We start from the raw sequence: 17,862 nt of genomic DNA, 5'->3' as shown, positions 1-17,862 counted from the left end.
CCCTGCCTGCGGCCCCCTGGCCGGGACCATCCGCGTGATCGTCTGGGTACGCGACCACCACTGCCGCCGCGGCCATGGGCCGGCATCACCTTTCAACCCTTTGCCGCGTCCACATCCTGGTTGCGCTGCGACTTCAAGTGCTTCTCGGCGGCGCTGACCATCTCCTCGAAAGTGGTTCGAGCCGGGTCGGCAGTGCAGATGCCGATCGAGACCGTCACCGGGATCTTCCCGATGTCTGTTCCGCAGGCGTGAATGCCATCGGCGACGCTAGCGCCGAAGGCCTCGGGCTGCGGACCTGTTCCTACCCCCAGAACGACGAATCGGCTGCCGGTCCACCGGCCGACGAGATCGCCCGGGTGACAGCAACCGTGCAGCACCTCCGCGGCGGTGCGCATGACGGCGTCGCCGTACTCGTATCCGTAAAGCCGGTTCAGATCGGCCATCGGCCCGATCTTCACCATGGCTACGAAGACCGGTGACCCCACCCGCTCCGCGGTGTCGGCCAGGCCTCCGGCGAGGCTGAGGAGCCCGCGCCGTGAGAGCGAACCGACCACGGGATCCGCGCCGGCGACGGATTCCAGCGCCTGCTCGTGCGCAGCCATTTTCGCGACCACCGCCAGGCGAAGCTCGAGCTGGACAACGGCGATGGCGAGGCTCAGCACGCCCAGCACGACGATGAAGAGGTCGTCTCGGCCCTCCATGAACAGGATCTGCCCTGCCACGATGACAGTGAACATCAGCAGTCCACCGATCAGTGCGGGAGCCCAAGCCAACGTGACGGGCACCGCGAAGACCATGACGAGCAGCCCGAAGAAGATGAGCAGTTGATTAGACGTCAGATACGAATCCCAGACCAGATTCACGACCACGGCCGTACAGGCGAGCACCCAGACCCACATCAGCACCCGGGGATTGACGTGGTGGTGGCCGAGGAGCACGGAGCCGAAGATCAGCATCGCCCCGATGGCGACGGAGGCCGCAAGGTGAGCCGGATGCGCGAAGCCTGTCGCCACACCGCCACCGAGCGCGAAGAGGATTTCGACGCCACCGAGGAACCCGAAAGCCAGCGGAATTTCGGTGCGCGCAAGGGCCAGTGGCAACGGTTCCTCATCGGGCAAGCTCTGGCCGGACTCGAGGGCGTGCCGGGCGTGGGAATCGCGCGGGCGGATTCCCAACCGTGCCAGGGCGGCGCGGGTCTGATCAGGGCGTAGCTGATGCGGCCAGGGGGTCATTTTGGCGATCGACAAACCCACGTAGATGATCGTGTTGACCGCCACGATGGTGGCCAGTACGAGGAAGGCCGGCGATGTGAGGAATGTCGTCGGCAGCAGCAATCCGGTAGGCGCGGTCACGGTGTAGCCGTCCGCTGGAGATGCCCCCAGTGTTGACGTCGACCCAGGGTGATGTTCATCAGGCTGGTCACGAACACCGATTGGAGGAACATGTCGTAACCCAGTTCGGGAACCATCAGGACCGCAAGAGCCCTCGCCCGCCAGCCGCCGGCCCACACGGTGATGACGCGTTCCGCGACGAACACCGCGCCTGCTGTGAGCCAAAACGGGAACCAGATCCAGGTGTCCACGGCCAGCACTGTCAGCAATAGAAGCAACAAGGCCAGCCACAGGGCGATGACTCCGTAGCCGAGCCCCAGTTGCTGGCCCCAGTAGCGGGCGGTGGCCCGGGTGATCCCGTAGGTGGCGATGTTCTCGAGCGCGCCGCGTTGCCAGCGCATACGCTGGCGCCGAAGGTCCCGCCAGGTCGGCATCAACTCGGTGATGACGCGGCACTGGGAGGGCGAGATCATGGTGGCTCCCAGAGACTTCAGGGCGAGCGTCAACTCATTGTCCTCAGTGAGGGCCTCGGTGTCATAGACACAACCGGGGTCGCCGGGGAGGTAGGTCCCGCGCGCTGCAGCGACGTCAAGCAGCGCTTCGGCCCGGAACATGGTGGCCGTCCCGGTGAGCACGAATACCCGTCCGTTGCGTGCGCGCAACTGCAGGCCGTACCGGGTGTACTCGTTGCGCTGGAACTGGCCAACCAAACCGTGGCTCTCTTCGCCGTAGAAGATTCCACCGACCGCCGACAGCATCGGGTCGCGCTCGAGGTGACCGGCGCCGACCTCGATGAAACGGGGCTCCAGGACGGTGTCGGCATCCATCACCAGCACGACGTCGTTGCGGACCACCTTCGGCAGGAGCTGCAGAAGAGCCTGATTCAGCGCTCCGGCTTTGCGACGAACGACTCCGTGCGTGTGGAACACCTCTGCGCCCGCCTCGGCGGCAACCTCGGCCGTGCGGTCGGTGCAGTTGTTGACGACCACGATCACCCGGTCCGGAGGCCTGGTCTGGGAGCGCAGGGCTGCCAGAGTTCGGCCTAGGCAGAGCTCCTCGTTGCGGGCCGGGATCAGAACGGTGGTGCGCACACGGCCGGCACCGGGGCGCAGCGGTGGCCGATGCCCAAGACCGCGAACCCGATCACGTGAGCGGTCGGCCGCTCCTATGAGACCCAGATGATCCAGCCGCCGAACGGCACGGGTTCAGGGGTCCGCGGCACGGTGCGGTCGACCGCCCGGAAACCCACCATGGCCACAAGCGCGCCGATGGCAATCATGGTGGCTACGACTGAGGCGACGACCAGTCGCGAATTCCCCGCCTCGACGCGTCGCCGGGCCGACACCGTGAGCCGGGGGACGCTGGCGAACGGAGCGCGGGCGAATCTGCCGGATTCGCCGTCTGATGTTGGCACGCCCGAGACAACGGACATACGGTCCTCCCTGAGCAGGGACGCTAGCAGAGCGGTGGTGGCCAATCGCCGTTTTGACCATGGCCGCCGGATGATGAGCGTGCGCGGCACACCAGGCTGCGCTGACCTGCGCCCCCGGCACGACTCGAACGTGCGACCTAGGGATTAGAAGGCCCTTGCTCTATCCACCTGAGCTACGGAGGCATCGAGTTCCAAGCTTATCCGCCGTGTCGTGTCGGGCAATTTTGCCGCTCCGGCCTGCTGAAACGAAATTCCGGACGCCGGAAGCGCCGGAAAATCCCGCCTTGGCCGCGGCGGCGTGGCTACTGTGTCGAGCCAGACCCGTCATGGCAAGGGAGCCGACTGGCAATGAGCGGTGCGATCGACGAGATCGGTGTCCTGTGTGAACGCGCTTTCCGGACCGGCTCACTTCTGGTCCGCGGCACGCCGACGATAGCCGGATGGGTGCTGGGCTGGCTGGCCGCCGAATTCGGACCCCAGGTCCTCACCGGGCACGCGCTCGCGGCGGTGCCCTCACCCCTGGAGAAGATGGCATGCGGTCTGGCGGCGCAGCGGGCCGATACCGCCCTCGACGGCGCCCTCCGCGACGCCTTCGGCGACGACTACACCGCCTCGGTGCATCATCCCCTGGAGCCCTACACGGCTCGACAGCCAAAACTTGCGGGCGTCGTCGACGCCATGCGACACCGCCGTCGCTACGCAGCCGAGACCACGAACATCTCCTACGGTCCGGGCGGACGCAGCCACCTGCTGGACATCTGGCGCCGGCCGGATCTGCCGGCCGGGATGCGCGCTCCCGTGCTGATCCAGATCCCCGGCGGCGGCTGGTCGATCAATCACAAACGCGGCCAGGCCTATCCGCTGATGAGCCGGATGGTCGAACTGGGCTGGATCTGCGTGTCGATCAACTACAGCCGCAGCCCGCGCAACGCGTGGCCGGCCCACATCGTCGACGTCAAGCGGGCGATCGCCTGGGTGCGCGCCAACATCGCCGAGTACGGGGGCGATCCGAACTTCATCGCCGTCACCGGCGGCTCGGCCGGCGGGCATCTGTGCTCGCTGGCTGCGCTGAGCGCCGGTGAGCCCGGCCTACAGCCCGGCTTCGAGCAGGCCGACACCAGCGTGCAGGCCGCTGTGCCGCATTACGGTCTTTACGACCTCACCAACCACGAGGCCATGCACGAGTTGACCGTGCCGCTGCTGGAGACGCTGGTGATGCGGGCCAGCTTCGCCGACAACCGCGAGTTGTTCGAGCAGGCCTCCCCGATCTTCCGGGTTCACCGGCAGGCGCCGCCGTTCTTCATCCTGCACGGCGAGAACGACGCCGTGGTGCCGCACTCGCAGGCACGGGCCTTCCACGCCGCGCTGCGAGACGCCGGTGCCCGCTCGGTCGCCTACGCCGAAATCCCCAACGCGCACCATGCCTTCGACGTCATCGCGACCCTGCGCTGCCAACTGGCCGCTGAGGCGGTCGCGGCGTTCCTCGGCGTCGTCTACGGCCGCCACGCCGCGGCGCGCCGCAGGCGGGCGCCGGTCAGCTCGGCGAGTTGATTTTCGCCGGCTAGCTTCGCGACCGTCCCGGTCGGACTAGCGTGGGGTCACACCCGGTGGGTGGACTCGCGGGAAGGTGCGGACGGTGAGGCGGTACGGATGAGCGGCCCGGTCGACGCCGCCGGCCTGCCGTCCGAGCTCGGCGCCTTCGACATCCTCATGCACCGCGGGGAGGCCAACCCGCGTACCCGCTCGGGCATCATGGCCCTGGAGATCCTGGACACCACCCCTGACTGGGAGCGCTTCCGGACCCGCTTCGAGAACGCCTCCCGCAAGGTGCTGCGGCTGCGGCAGAAGGTGGTCATGCCGACCCTGCCGACCGCGCCCGCGCGATGGGTGGTCGACCCCGACTTCAACCTCGACTTCCACGTGCGCCGGGTGCGGGTACCGAGCCCGGGCCGGCTGCGCGAGGTGCTCGATCTGGCCGAGGTGCTGCTGCAGTCGCCGCTGGACATCTCCCGGCCGCTGTGGACGGCCACTCTGGTGGAGGGCCTGCACGGCGGCAAGGCCGCCACGCTGCTGCACCTGAGCCACGCCGTCACCGACGGGGTGGGGGCCACCGCGATGTTCGCCGAGATCTACGACCTGGAGCGCACCCCGCCGACCCGGCCGGCACCGCCGATCCCGGTGCCCGAGGACATCACGCCCAACGACCTCATGCGCGAGGGCATCGGGCACCTGCCCGCCGCGATCGCCGGCGGTGTGCTCGGTGCGGTTTCCGGCGGCTTCTCGCTGCTGGGCCGCGTCGTCCGCAGCCCCGGATCGGCGATCTTCGACGCCGTCGACTACGTGCGTTCGGGCCGGCGCGTGGTGCGCCGCGCGGCCGAACCCTCGCCACTGCTGCGCCGGCGCAGCCTGTCCACCCGCACCGAGGCCATCGAGATGAAACTCGGCGATCTGCATCGGGCCGCCCACGCCGCGGACGGTTCGATCAATGACGCCTATCTGGCCGGACTGTGCGGCGCCCTGCGGCACTATCACGAGGCCCTCGGGCTGCCGATCAACAGCCTGCCGATGGCGGTGCCGGTCAACCTGCGGGCCGATGCCGACCCCGCCGGCGGCAACCGGTTCGCCGGTGTCAACCTGGCGGCACCCATCGGCGTCGCCGACCCGGCGTCCCGGATCGCCAAGATCCACAAGCAGATGATCGCCCGCCGCGAGGAGGCGGCGATCGACCTGCTCGGCGCGGTGGCGCCGCTGCTCACACTGCTTCCCGACGCGATCCTGGAGTCCCTGAGCGGATCGGTGATCGCGTCGGACGTGCAGGCCAGCAATGTGCCGATCTATCCCGGCGACACCTTCATCGCGGGGGCCAAAGTGCTGCGCCAGTACGGGCTGGGACCGCTGCCCGGTGTGGCGATGATGGTGGTGCTGGTCTCTCGCGGCGGGTTCGCCACGGTCACCGCACGCTACGACCGCGCCTCGATCGCCTACCCTGAACTCTTTGCGCAGTGCCTGCGGAAGGGGTTCGACGAGGTGCTCGCACTCGCCGGTGACCCGCAGCCTCGCGTCTACCCGGCTTCCTTCCCCGATGACAGCGAGTCCGCTCCGCCCAGGAAGGGATCGGTGGCCTACTCATGAGCAGCGCGAAAAGTGCCGCGTCCCAGGTGCGCCTGCCCGGTTCGGTGGCCGAAGTCATGGCCAGCCCGCCCGGTCCGGGCGTGGGGGCGTTCTTCGATCTCGACGGCACCCTGGTCGCCGGATTCACCGCGGTGATCATGACCCGGGAACGGCTGCGCCGTCGCGACATGGGGCTGGGCGAGCTGGTCAGCATGGTTGCCGCGGGTCTGGATCATCACTTCGGGCGGCTGGAGTTCGAGGCTCTGATCAACCGGGCCTCGGAGATGCTGCGCGGACGCCCGTTGAGCGATCTGCAGCAGATCGGTGAGCGGCTGTTCCACGAGAAGATCGAGAAACGGATTTACCCGGAGATGCGCGAACTCGTGCAGGCGCACCTGGACCGCGGACACACCGTGGTGTTGAGTTCGTCGGCGCTGACCATCCAGGTGGAGCCCGTCGCCCGATTCCTCGGCATCCCCAACACCTTGACCAACCGGTTCGAGATCGACCTCAACGGAGTGCTCACCGGCAAGGTGGTTCCGCCGATCGTCTGGGGTCCCGGCAAGGCCAACGCCGTGCAGAAGTTCGCCGACGAGCAGGGAATCGACCTGAAGGAAAGCTACTTCTACGCCGATGGCGACGAGGACATCGCGCTGATGCATCTGGTCGGTAACCCGCGGCCGACCAATCCCGGGGACAAGATGGCCGCGGTCGCGCGCAAGCGTGGCTGGCCCATCCTGGAGTTCAACAGCCGCGGCAGCGGAGGCCTGCTGGGACAGGTGCGCACCCTGCTCGCGGCCGGGTCGCTGGTGCCCGCGCTGTCCGGGGCGATCGGTTGGGGAGTGCTGACCGGTAGCAGGCGTCGCGGTGTCAACTTCTTCACCACGGCCTTCCCTCAGCTGCTGCTGGCCGCCAGCGGTGTGCGGGTCAACGTGCTCGGCAAGGAGAATCTCCGCAAACAGCGCCCGGCGGTCTTCCTGTTCAACCACCGCAACAACTTCGACGGGGTGATCGTCGCCTCGCTGGTCCAGGACAACTGGACAGCAGTGGGTAAGAAGGAACTGCAGACCGACCCCATCGTGGGCACCCTCGGCCGGCTGGTCGACACGGTGTTCATCGACCGGGACAACCCCAAGGCGGCCATCGAGTCGCTGCGCGAAGCCGAGGAACTCACCCGCAAGGGCCTCTCGGTGGTGATCGCACCGGAGGGGACCCGGCTCGACACCCGGTCGGTGGGGGCGTTCAAGAAGGGCCCCTTCCGGCTGGCCATGTCGGCCGGGGTGCCGATCGTGCCGATCGTGATCCGCAACGCCGAAGCGATCGCGGCGCGCAATGCCTCGACGATGAACCCGGGCTCGGTCGACGTGCTCGTCTACCCGCCGCTGTCGGTGGCCGACTGGACCCTGGAGGATCTGCCCGACCGTATCGAGGAGGTGCGCCAGCTCTACGTCGACACTCTCAAGGACTGGCCGCTCGACGAGGTGCCCGAGGCCGACCTCTACACCGGATCCACCCGGCGCCAAAAGGCGCCGCCGAAGAAGACCGCCCGGAAGGCACCAGTAAAGAAAGGCGCTAAGACAGCCGCGCAGAAGGTCCCGGTGAAGGCCGCGAAGAAGGCCGTGAAGAAGGCCGTGAAGAAGGCCCCCGTGAAAGCCAGCACTACGGCACTGAAGGGTCGCCGATGACAGCCGCCGATCACCTCGCCGACTTCAGCACCACCGACGACACCCTGGTGCTCGCCTCGGCGTCGTCGAAGGCCGAGCTCGACCTGCTCGACGACTGGTTGCACGCCCAGCGCCGCGCCCACCCCGGCACCCGGGTCGAGGTTCTGCCGCTGCCGCACACCGATCCCAGCCCGCAGGTGATCAACCGACTCGTCGGGGAACTCGACTCCGGCGGGGACCGCTCGGTCGTCCCGGTCCGGGTGTTCTGGGTCCCAGGGGGGCTGCCCACCCGGGTGAAGGTGGTGGGCCTGCTCTCCGGGCGCGACACCTACCGGCCGCCCGAGATGCTTCAGCGCGCCATCCTGCGCAAGGACCCGTCGCGGGCCCGCATCGTCGCCGGGGAGCCGGCGACGGTGTCCGAACTGCGTGACCAGTGGCAGGAAAACAGCGCCGGCAAGAGCCCGCAGGACTTTGCCCGGTTCGTGCTGCGCCGGGCCGAACTGGCGATCGAGCGGATGGAACTTCGCCTGCTGGGACCGGAATACAAGTCGCCGCGCCTGATCACCGACGAGTTGATGGCGTCCTCGCGATTCGTGGACGGCCTGAAGGGAATTCCCGGGGCGACCCCGGAGAAGGCCGAAACCATGCTCAACGAGCTTGCCACCGGGTGGAGCAGGTTCTCGGTGGACCTCATTCCCAACCTCGGGCGGGCGATCTTCAGCCGGGGTTTCGATCCCCGAATCGACTACGACACAACCGAAATCGAGGCCATGCGCAGCTCCTTGGAGGAGCACCCGGCGGTCCTGCTGTGGTCACACCGCTCCTACCTCGACGGCGTCATCGTGCCGGTGGCGATGCAGGAGAACAAGCTGCCCCCGGCACACACCTTCGCCGGCATCAATTTGTCCTTCGGGTTCATGGGTCCGTTGATGCGACGCTCGGGGGTCATCTTCCTGCGCCGCAAGCTTGACGACCCGCTGTACAAGTATGTACTGCGGCAGTTCGTCGGCTACATCGTGCAGAAGCGATTCAACCTGAGCTGGTCGATCGAGGGCACCCGGTCGCGGACCGGGAAGATGCTGCCACCCAAGCTCGGTCTGCTGAGCTACGTCGCCGACGCCTACCTGGACGGCCGCAGCGAGGACATCCTGCTGCAGCCGGTGTCGATCAGCTTCGACCAGCTGCACGAGACCGCCGAGTATGCCGCGTATGCCCGCGGCGGCGAGAAGATCCCCGAGGGTGCGGAGTGGCTGTTCAACTTCATCAAGGCACAGGGCGAGCGCAACTACGGCAAAATCTATGTCCGCTTCCCGGCAGCGGTGTCGATGCGGCAGTATCTCGGCGAGCCGGACGGTCCGATCGCCACCAACGTGGACTCCAAGCGGTTGGCCATGCAGAAGATGGCCATCGAGGTGGCGTGGCGAATCCTGCGGGCGACCCCGATCAACGCCACCGGGCTGGTGTCTGCGGTTCTGCTGGCCACTCGCGGCCGGGCATTGACCCTGCGGCAGCTGCATCACACCCTGCAGGACTCGCTGGACTATCTCGAGCGCAAGAAGACGCCGATGACCAACAGCGCGTTGCGGCTGCACTCGCCGGATGGAGTCCGCACCGCGGTCGACGCGTTGTCCAACGGCCACCCGGTGACCCGGGTCGACGGCGGTCACGAACCGGTCTGGCGGATCGCGCCCGAAGACGAACTTGAGGGAGCCTTTTACCGCAACTCCCTGATCCACGCCTTCCTGGAGACCTCGATCGTCGAGCTGGCACTCGTTCACGCCGCGCGGGCAGCCGAGGGGGAGCGGGTGGACGCCTTCTGGGCGCAGGCGATGCGGCTGCGCTCGCTGCTCAAGTTCGAGTTCTATTTCGCCGACTCGGCCACCTTCCGCGCGAACATCGCCGAGGAGTTGGAGTGGAACGACTCCTGGGAGAGCCAGCTCGCGGCCGGTAGTGCGGCGGTGGGCGCGATGCTGCGCGCCAAGCGACCGCTGATGGCCAACGCAATGCTGCGCCCCTTCATCGAGGCCTACGAGATCGTTGCCGATGTTCTGTGCGACGCCCCCGCCGACATCAGCCTCCAGGATCTGACCACGTCAGCCCTCGGGGTCGGCAATCAGTACGCGGCGCAGGGCCTGGTGCGCAGCAATGAGTCGGTCTCGGCGCTGCTGTTCGCCACCGCACGGCAGTTGGCGGCCGATCAGAAACTTTTAGAGCCCGCTCCGGATTTACGCGAGCGCCGCCACGGTTTCCTGCGCGAGTTGCGCACCATCCTCGGCGACATGGACCGGGTGCACGAACTGTCGGCCGAACAGTTCTACGAGCGCGAGGCAGCACTGGCCGCAAAACCCCACTGACCGGGGAAATCACTGCTAACGTCGCTGCCGGTGAATCCCGGAACAGCGCGCGCAAGCGACGAATAATCACGGAGGTCAACGGTGGCACTCACACGGATAGCAGCCAGTGGTGCCGCGGTCGCCGCGGCAGGAATTCTCGGGATCGTCCTGTCCGGCTGTTCGGTGTCGTTCCAGGCGGGCAAACGGGAGGTCAGTGCCGCTGACCTGCAAACGGATCTCACCGACCGGCTCACCAAAGCCAACAACCCCGCCAAGTCGGTGAATTGCACGCAGGGCCTCAAGGGCGAGGTCGGCGCCACCGCCCGCTGCGAGGTGGTGTTCAGCGGCACCAACAGCGTCGAGGCGGTCTTCACCGCCACCAAGGTCGAGGGCAAGACGGTCAGCTACGACATCGCACCGGAGCTGACGCAGGAGCAACTCGAAAAGGCTGTTTCCGGCCTGGCCCAGGCCCAGTCGGCATCCTGCGATGCGGGCCTGGCCGGGAAGGTCGGCGACTCCACCCAGTGCACGGTGACCGCCGACGGCAACCAGTCCCAGCGGATGGTCGAAGTCAGCAATGTCGACGGCCTGTCGATGGACCTCAGTGTCATGCAGGTAATTCCCAGGGATCAGCTCGCGGACCTGTTGTTGCAGCGGATCACCGTCGACTCCGGGATCCAGCCCGACTCCGTCGAGTGCATGGCGGGCCTGCCGGCCAAGCCCGGCAGCACGGCCGATTGCACGGCGGTCACCGACGGAGTAAGTCAGCCGTTCGTCGTGACCGTCACCACGGTGGAGGGCGACACGGTCAATTTCGAATACAAGGCGCAGTCGTAGGCGGCCGGACCGGCGATATCCACAGAGCCCACTTGATCCACAACGCACCGGATTGATCACGCTTTCCTTCCGGGTGTGTCGGTCTCGGCCCGCATCGTAGGTCCACTGCAGTGATCACTGCGGCTACCGCATTGCTTGCCGAGAGAGGACCATCATGTTCGAGACACCCATCACCGTCGTCGGCCGGATCATCACCGATCTACGCCGCCGCGTCGTGGCGGGCCAGGAGGTGATCAGCTTCCGCGTCGCCAGCAATTCCCGCCGGCGCACCGCGGAAGGCACCTGGGAGCCCGGCAACACCCTCTATATCACCGTCAACTGCTGGGGAAAGCTGGTCACCGGGGTCGGCGCGGGCCTGTACAAGGGTGCCGCCATCATCGCGGTCGGCACCGTGCACACCAGCGAGTACGAGGACCGTGACGGCGTGAAGCGGTCGTCACTGGAGATGCGCGCCAGCGCGGTCGGCCCGGATCTGGCCTGGACGATCGCCCGCATCGAACAGCCGCCCCAGCCGCGCGGTGCCGCCGAGACGGCTGAAGCCGGCGGAACCGACGGCGATCCCGACGGCGATTCCGACGGTGAGCCGGGCAGCGAGGCCGATCCTGGGACCGACTCCGACTCCGCAGCGCTGTCACTTTCGGCCTGAGGAGGGTCCGCCGGCGGACCGTGCCTAGGATGACTGCCGTGGCGGATTTCATCTACACCATGCGCAAGGTCCGCAAAGCCCACGGCGACAAGGTGATCCTTGACGACGTCACGCTGAGCTTTCTGCCGGGCGCCAAGATCGGCGTCGTGGGACCCAACGGGGCAGGCAAGTCCAGCGTGCTGCGCATCATGGCCGGACTCGACCAACCCAACAACGGTGACGCGTTCCTGGCTCCTGAGGCCACCGTGGGGATCCTGCTGCAGGAACCTCCGCTCAACGAGGACAAAACCGTCCGGGAGAACGTCGAGGAGGGCCTCGGCGACATCAAGGCCAAACTCGACCGGTTCAACGAGGTGGCCGAACTGATGGCCACCGACTACACCGACGACCTCATGGAGGAGATGGGCCGGCTGCAGGAGGAGCTCGATCACGCCGACGCCTGGGATCTGGATTCCCAGCTCGAGCAGGCCATGGATGCGCTTCGCTGCCCGCCGCCCGACGATCCGGTCACCCACCTGTCCGGGGGGGAGCGGCGCCGGGTTGCGCTGTGCAAGCTGCTGCTGAGCAAGCCGGACCTGCTGCTGCTCGACGAGCCGACCAACCACCTCGACGCCGAGAGCGTGCAGTGGCTCGAGCAGCACCTCGCCGAGTACAAGGGCGCCATCCTGGCCGTCACCCACGATCGCTACTTCCTGGACAACGTGGCCGAGTGGATCCTCGAACTCGACCGCGGCCGCGCCTACCCCTACGAGGGCAACTACTCGACCTATCTGGAGAAGAAAGCCGAACGCCTCGAGGTCGCCGGCAAGCGGGACCAGAAATTGCAGAAGCGGCTTCGGGAGGAGCTCGCCTGGGTGCGTTCGGGTGCCAAGGCACGCCAGGCCAAGAGCAAGGCCCGCCTGCAGCGCTACGAGGAGATGGCGGCCGAAGCCGAGAAGACCCGCAAGCTCGACTTCGAGGAGATTCAGATCCCCACCGGCCCGAGGATGGGCAGCCTGGTCGTCGAAGTCGAGCACCTCGACAAGGGTTACGACGGCCGCGTGTTGATCAAGGACCTGTCGTTCACCCTGCCGCGCAACGGCATCGTCGGGGTGATCGGGCCCAACGGCGTGGGCAAGACCACCTTGTTCAAGACGATCGTCGGGCTGGAGAAGCCCGACAGCGGCACCGTTCGGGTGGGCGACACCGTCAAACTGAGCTACGTCGACCAGGGCCGGGCCGGCATCGACCCCAAGAAGACCGTGTGGGAGGTCGTCTCGGACGGACTGGACTTCATCGAGGTGGGCCAGAACGAGATCCCGTCGCGGGCCTACGTGTCGGCCTTCGGCTTCAAGGGGCCCGACCAGCAGAAGCCGGCCGGGGTGCTGTCCGGAGGCGAACGCAATCGGCTCAACCTCGCGCTCACCCTCAAGCAGGGCGGCAACCTGCTGCTTCTCGATGAGCCGACCAACGACCTCGACGTCGAGACCCTCGGCTCGCTGGAGAACGCGCTGGAGAAGTTCCCCGGCTGCGCGGTGGTGATCTCCCACGATCGGTGGTTCCTGGACCGCACCTGCACCCACATCCTGGCCTGGGAGGGGGATTCCTCCAACGAGGCGAAATGGTTCTGGTTCGAGGGCAACTTCGGGGCCTACGAGGAGAACAAGCTCGAGCGGCTCGGGGCGGAAGCCGCCCGTCCGCACAGAGTGACCCACCGCCGACTCACTCGGGACTAATGTCGGCGCCATGACGGTCGACCGGACACCCGCCGATCTGGCCGCCCTCGCCGGCGCCTACGCGGCCACCTACCACGGCCAGCACGGGCAGCCCTTCGGGGACGACGCGGCCGGCCCCGACGGAGCGGTGTCGCCGGCGCTGATCGCCGCCCAGGAGCGCCTGGCTCATCGACGCCCTCCCGGGGAGACCCTGGTCGAGGTGTACGACGGTGATGACCCGGGCGGTTTCGGCCCGGCGCTGCAGATCGTCACCGACCAGGTCACCACCCTTATCGACTCGGTGACGGTGCTGCTGCATCGGCTCGGGGTCGCCTACGTCGCCCTGATGCATCCCCTCGTGCACGTGCGCCGGGACAGCGAGGGGGTGCTCGTCGACGCGATCAGCGGCGGCTCCCCGCCGCCCGGCGCCATCGACGAGTCCTGGATTCACGTCCAGCTTTCCCCGGCGGTCGACCAGGGGGCTCTCGCCGAGGCCGCACGGCTGCTGCCGCTGGTGGTCGCCGACGCCAGACTGGTCGCCGGGGACTCCGCCGAACTGGCGGCCACGCTGGCGCGACTCGCCGACGAGATCGACGCCGACGACGGTACCCGCTTCGCCGGCCCCGATCGCACCGACGTGGCCGCGCTGCTGCGCTGGCTCGGCAACGGCCACTACGTCGTCCTCGGCGCCCAGCAGTGCTCGGTCCGAGATGGCCGCGTCACGGTCGATCCCGATACCCGGCTGGGGGTTGCCCGGCTGCGCACCGAGCTGTTGCCCGAGCTGACAGATACCGGTGAGCTGCTGATGCTCGCCCAGGCCACCATGCCCAGCTTCCTCCGGTACGGCGCGTTTCCCTACATCATCGCGGTGCGCGAACAGCCCGACCTCGAGCACCGTTTCGTGGGGCTGTTCACCGTGTCGGCGTTCAACGAGAATGTCCTCGACATCCCCCTGCTGTCGCGTCGCGTCCAGAACGTGCTGGCGATGTCGCAGGACGATCCGAGTCATCCCGGTCAGCTGATGCTCGACGTCATCCAGAACATGCCGCGTTCGGAGCTGTTCTCCCTCACGTCCGAACAACTGCTGAGCATGGCCAGCCAGGTCATCGACCTGGGTTCGCGACGCCGTGCTTTGCTGTTCGCGCGCGCCGATCAGTTCGGCCATTTCGTCTCGTGCCTGGTCTATCTGCCCCGCGATCGCTACACCACTGCCGTGCGGCTGAGGATGCAGGAGATCCTGCTGCGCGAATTCGGCGGTACCAGCATCGACTACGCGGCGCGGGTCGGCGAATCACTGTGGGCCGTCGTGCATTTCACCGTTCGATTGCCCGATGCGGCGGATCGCCCGGCAATCGACACCTCGGAGGACAATCGGATCCGGGTCCAGGATCTGCTCACGGCGGCAACCCGCACCTGGTCCGACCGGCTGCTGAGTGCCGGTCAGAATCGAAAGATCGACATTGCCGTTCTGGAGCACTACGCGGACGCACTGCCCGAGGAGTTCAAGCAGGCGGTTACCCCGGATGAGGCGCTCAATGACATCGGCCTGATCGAGTCAGTGGCCAAGGATTCGGTGATTCTCCAGCTCGAGCCCGGCGAATCCGGGCGGGAGGTGTTCCTCACCTGGTATCTGGGCGATTGCTCGGCGTCGCTCAGCGAGCTGCTGCCCATGCTGCAGAGTATGGGCATCGAGGTGCTCGAGCAGCGCCCCTTCACGGTCGATCGCCGCGACGGGCTGGAGGTCTGGATCTACCAGTTCAAGATCCGCCCCGAGCCGACCGCCCCGGAGTTCGCCGCCGAGCAGGACTGGGATGCCACCGCGAAGCGGTTCACCGATGCCGTCACCGCCATCTGGCACGGCCGAGCGGAGATCGACAGGTTCAACGAACTCGTCCTGCGGGCGGGGATGACCTGGCAGCAGGTCACGGTGATCCGCGCCTACGCCAAGTACCTGCGGCAGGCCGGCTTCCCCTACAGCCAGTCCCACATCGAATCGATACTGAAAGAGAACACCGCGACCGCGAAGTCACTGGTCGCACTGTTCGAGGCGATGTTCGACCCGGACGCGGCGGCCAAAGGACTGGACGCCCGGGCTGCCGCGGCGGCCGTCTCCACCGGCATCGACGCGCTGACGAGTCTGGACACCGACCGCGTGCTGCGGGCATTCGCCTCGATGATCCAGGCCACCCTGCGCACGAACTTCTATGTCACCGAACCCGACTCGGCCCGGGCCAGGAACGTCGTGTCGGTCAAGGTGAATCCCGAGTTGATCACCGAATTGCCGCTGCCCCGGCCGAAATTCGAGATCTTCGTCTACTCGCCCCGGGTCGAGGGCGTGCACCTGCGGTTCGGCAACGTCGCCCGCGGTGGGCTGCGGTGGTCGGATCGACGCGAGGACTTCCGCACCGAGATCCTCGGATTGGTCAAAGCCCAGGCGGTGAAGAACGCGGTCATCGTCCCGGGTGGCGCAAAAGGCGGATTCGTGCTCAAGCAGCCGCCGGTGCCGACCGGCGATGCCGCAGCTGACCGTGAGGCCTTCCGCGACGAGGGAGTCACCTGCTACCGACTCTTCGTCAGCGGACTGCTGGACGTCACCGACAATGTCGATCGCTCCGGCGGCGGGATCGTGGCACCCGCCCGGGTGGTTCGTCGCGACGAGGACGATTCCTACCTGGTCGTTGCCGCCGACAAGGGCACCGCGACCTTCTCCGACATCGCCAACGACGTGGCCCACTCCTACGGGTTCTGGCTGGGCGACGCATTCGCCTCCGGCGGTTCGGTGGGCTACGACCACAAGGCGATGGGAATCACCGCCAAGGGAGCCTGGGAGTCGGTCAAGCGGCATTTCCGGGAAATGGGAATCGACACCCAGTCAGAGGACTTCACCGTGGTCGGCGTCGGCGACATGAGCGGCGACGTCTTCGGCAACGGGATGCTGCTGTCGCGGCACATCCGGCTCATCGCGGCGTTCGACCACCGCCACATCTTCATCGATCCGGACCCGGATTCGGCCTCCTCCTTCGTCGAACGCCAGCGGCTCTTCGAGCTCCCCAGGTCCAGCTGGGAGGACTACGACGCCGCCCTGATCAGCGCGGGCGGCGGCGTTTTCAGCAGGCAGCAGAAGTCGATCGAGATCACCCCGCAGATGCACGAGGCGCTCGGCATCGACGCAGGAGTCACCGAGATGACACCGCCGGATCTGATTCGCGCGATCCTGCTCGCCCCGGTGGATCTGCTGTTCAACGGCGGTATCGGCACCTACATCAAGGCGGAGGCCGAATCGCACGCAGCGGTCGGTGACCGGGCGAACGACACCGTCCGGGTCGATGCCAACGCGCTGCGGGCGAAGGTCATCGGTGAAGGCGGCAACCTCGGCGTGACGTCCCTGGGGCGGATCGAGTTCGATCTGTGCGGGGGTCGGGTCAACACCGACGCGATGGACAACTCCGCGGGCGTGGACTGCTCCGACCACGAGGTGAACATCAAGATCCTGGTCGACTCGCTGGTCAACGTCGGCAAGGTCGAGCCCGAGCGGCGCAGCGACCTGCTGGCCTCGATGACCGACGAGGTGTCGCGGCTGGTGCTGACCGACAACAGCGACCAGAACGACCTGATGGGCACCAGCAGGGCCAACGCCCCGTCGCTGCTCAACGTGCATGCACGACAGATCCAGCAGCTCGAGGAGCAACGCGGGCTCAACCGCGAACTCGAGGCCCTGCCGACCGAAAAGGAGATCGCCCGCCGCCACGAGATCGGCATCGGCCTGACTTCCCCGGAGCTGGCGACGCTGATGGCGCACGTCAAACTCGCGCTCAAGGATGACGTGCTGGCCAGTGACCTTCCCGATCACGAGGTCTTCGCCGCCAGGCTGCCGTCGTATTTCCCCGCCCAGCTGCGCGACAACTTCGTCACCGAGATCCGCTCCCACCAGCTGCGCCGCGAGATCATCACCACCATGCTGGTGAACAACGTCGTCGACACCGGCGGCATCACCTTCGCCTATCGGGCGACCGAGGACGCCGGGGTCGGCTACATCGACGCGGTGCGGGCCTTCGCCGCCACCGACGCCATCTTCGGGATCGAGCGGACCTCGCGGCTGATCCGGGCCGCCGCCCAGCTCAACGGGATCGCCTCGGACGTCACCGACCGGATGACCCTGGACTTGCGGCGGCTGCTCGACCGCGCCTCCCGCTGGTTCCTGAACTTCCGGCCGCAGCCGCTGGCGGTCGGCGCGGAGATCAACCGATTCGCCGCGACCGTGGCGGAACTGGCGCCGCGGATTCCGGAGTGGCTGCGCGGCGACGATCACGCCATCGTCACCAAGGAGGCAGGCGAGTTCACCGCCGGCGGCGCACCGGAGGACCTCGCCTACACCGTGGCCACCGGGCTCTACCAGTTCAGCCTTCTGGACGTCATCGACATCGCCGACATCGTCGAGCGCGATCCCGCCGAAGTCGCCGACGCCTACTTCGCCCTGATGAATTACCTCGGCACCGACGGCCTGCTGACCGCGGTCTCCGGCCTGCCGCGCGACGACCGCTGGCACGCGCTGGCCCGGCTGGCGATCCGTGACGACATCTACGTATCGCTGCGCGCGCTGTGCTTCGACGTGATCGCCGCCGGTGAACCCGGAGAGACGGGGGAGGAGAAGATCTCCGAGTGGGAGCACAGCAACGGCTCGCGAGTCCAGCGGGCGCACCGCACGCTCACCCAGATCTACGCGACTGACGCGCTGGACCTGGCGACCCTGTCGGTGGCGGCCCGCCAGATCCGCAGCATGACCCGGACGACCGGAAAAGGCACGAGTGGCTGAG

The 17,862-nt window shown here is 67.3% G+C and carries 10 protein-coding genes and 1 tRNA gene; 8 read left to right on the top strand and 3 right to left on the bottom strand.

All coding sequences use genetic code 11. From position 1 onward, the window contains the following. Positions 1 to 92 precede the first annotated feature (92 nt). From ACKOB8_RS00960 to ACKOB8_RS00950, 3 genes are all read right to left on the bottom strand, one after another. Positions 93 to 1,334, bottom strand: coding sequence for a GGDEF domain-containing protein (locus ACKOB8_RS00960; protein ID WP_526374708.1), 1,242 nt, complete (start codon positions 1,332 to 1,334; stop codon positions 93 to 95). Positions 1,335 to 1,348: 14 nt separating this feature from the next. Further along, entirely contained in the window at positions 1,349 to 2,422 is a 1,074-nt protein-coding gene (locus tag ACKOB8_RS00955) for a glycosyltransferase family 2 protein (protein ID WP_526374706.1), read from the bottom strand. 450 nt (positions 2,423 to 2,872) lie between these two features. Next, a tRNA-Arg gene (locus tag ACKOB8_RS00950) sits at positions 2,873 to 2,946 on the bottom strand. Positions 2,947 to 3,111: 165 nt separating this feature from the next. Here ACKOB8_RS00950 and ACKOB8_RS00945 point away from each other — a divergent pair. The 8 genes from ACKOB8_RS00945 to ACKOB8_RS00910 all read left to right on the top strand — a co-directional run bounded on the left by ACKOB8_RS00945 (position 3,112) and on the right by ACKOB8_RS00910 (position 17,861). After that, positions 3,112 to 4,314 (top strand): alpha/beta hydrolase, encoded by a 1,203-nt coding sequence (locus tag ACKOB8_RS00945; RefSeq protein WP_526374704.1) that lies wholly within the window; start codon positions 3,112 to 3,114, stop codon positions 4,312 to 4,314. 99 nt (positions 4,315 to 4,413) lie between these two features. Next, on the top strand, positions 4,414 to 5,895 hold the full coding sequence (locus ACKOB8_RS00940) for a wax ester/triacylglycerol synthase family O-acyltransferase (protein ID WP_526374702.1): 1,482 nt from the start codon (positions 4,414 to 4,416) through the stop codon (positions 5,893 to 5,895). Beyond that, the gene (locus tag ACKOB8_RS00935; protein WP_526374700.1) at positions 5,892 to 7,559 is read left to right on the top strand and encodes an HAD-IB family hydrolase; all 1,668 of its coding nucleotides are present in this window, start codon (positions 5,892 to 5,894) and stop codon (positions 7,557 to 7,559) included. The genes ACKOB8_RS00940 and ACKOB8_RS00935 overlap by 4 nt, the downstream gene beginning before the upstream one ends. After that, positions 7,556 to 9,892: a glycerol-3-phosphate 1-O-acyltransferase gene (locus ACKOB8_RS00930; RefSeq protein ID WP_526374698.1), complete on the top strand. Its 2,337-nt coding sequence runs from the start codon at positions 7,556 to 7,558 to the stop codon at positions 9,890 to 9,892. The genes ACKOB8_RS00935 and ACKOB8_RS00930 overlap by 4 nt, the downstream gene beginning before the upstream one ends. Positions 9,893 to 9,973: 81 nt before the next feature. Beyond that, on the top strand, positions 9,974 to 10,708 hold the full coding sequence (locus tag ACKOB8_RS00925; RefSeq protein ID WP_526374696.1) for a DUF4333 domain-containing protein: 735 nt from the start codon (positions 9,974 to 9,976) through the stop codon (positions 10,706 to 10,708). A 154-nt stretch (positions 10,709 to 10,862) separates the two neighbouring features. Further along, complete coding sequence (locus ACKOB8_RS00920; RefSeq protein WP_526374694.1) at positions 10,863 to 11,354, top strand: single-stranded DNA-binding protein; 492 nt, start codon at positions 10,863 to 10,865, stop codon at positions 11,352 to 11,354. A 38-nt stretch (positions 11,355 to 11,392) separates the two neighbouring features. Continuing rightward, positions 11,393 to 13,069: an energy-dependent translational throttle protein EttA gene (gene ettA / locus ACKOB8_RS00915; protein ID WP_526374692.1), complete on the top strand. Its 1,677-nt coding sequence runs from the start codon at positions 11,393 to 11,395 to the stop codon at positions 13,067 to 13,069. 10 nt (positions 13,070 to 13,079) lie between these two features. After that, positions 13,080 to 17,861, top strand: coding sequence for an NAD-glutamate dehydrogenase (locus ACKOB8_RS00910; RefSeq protein ID WP_526374690.1), 4,782 nt, complete (start codon positions 13,080 to 13,082; stop codon positions 17,859 to 17,861). The last annotated feature ends 1 nt before the right edge of the window (position 17,862 follow it).

It is taken from the genome of Mycobacterium sp., assembly GCF_046091765.1.
GTDB lineage: Bacteria > Actinomycetota > Actinomycetes > Mycobacteriales > Mycobacteriaceae > Mycobacterium.
This window is presented reverse-complemented; position numbering and strand designations above follow the sequence as displayed.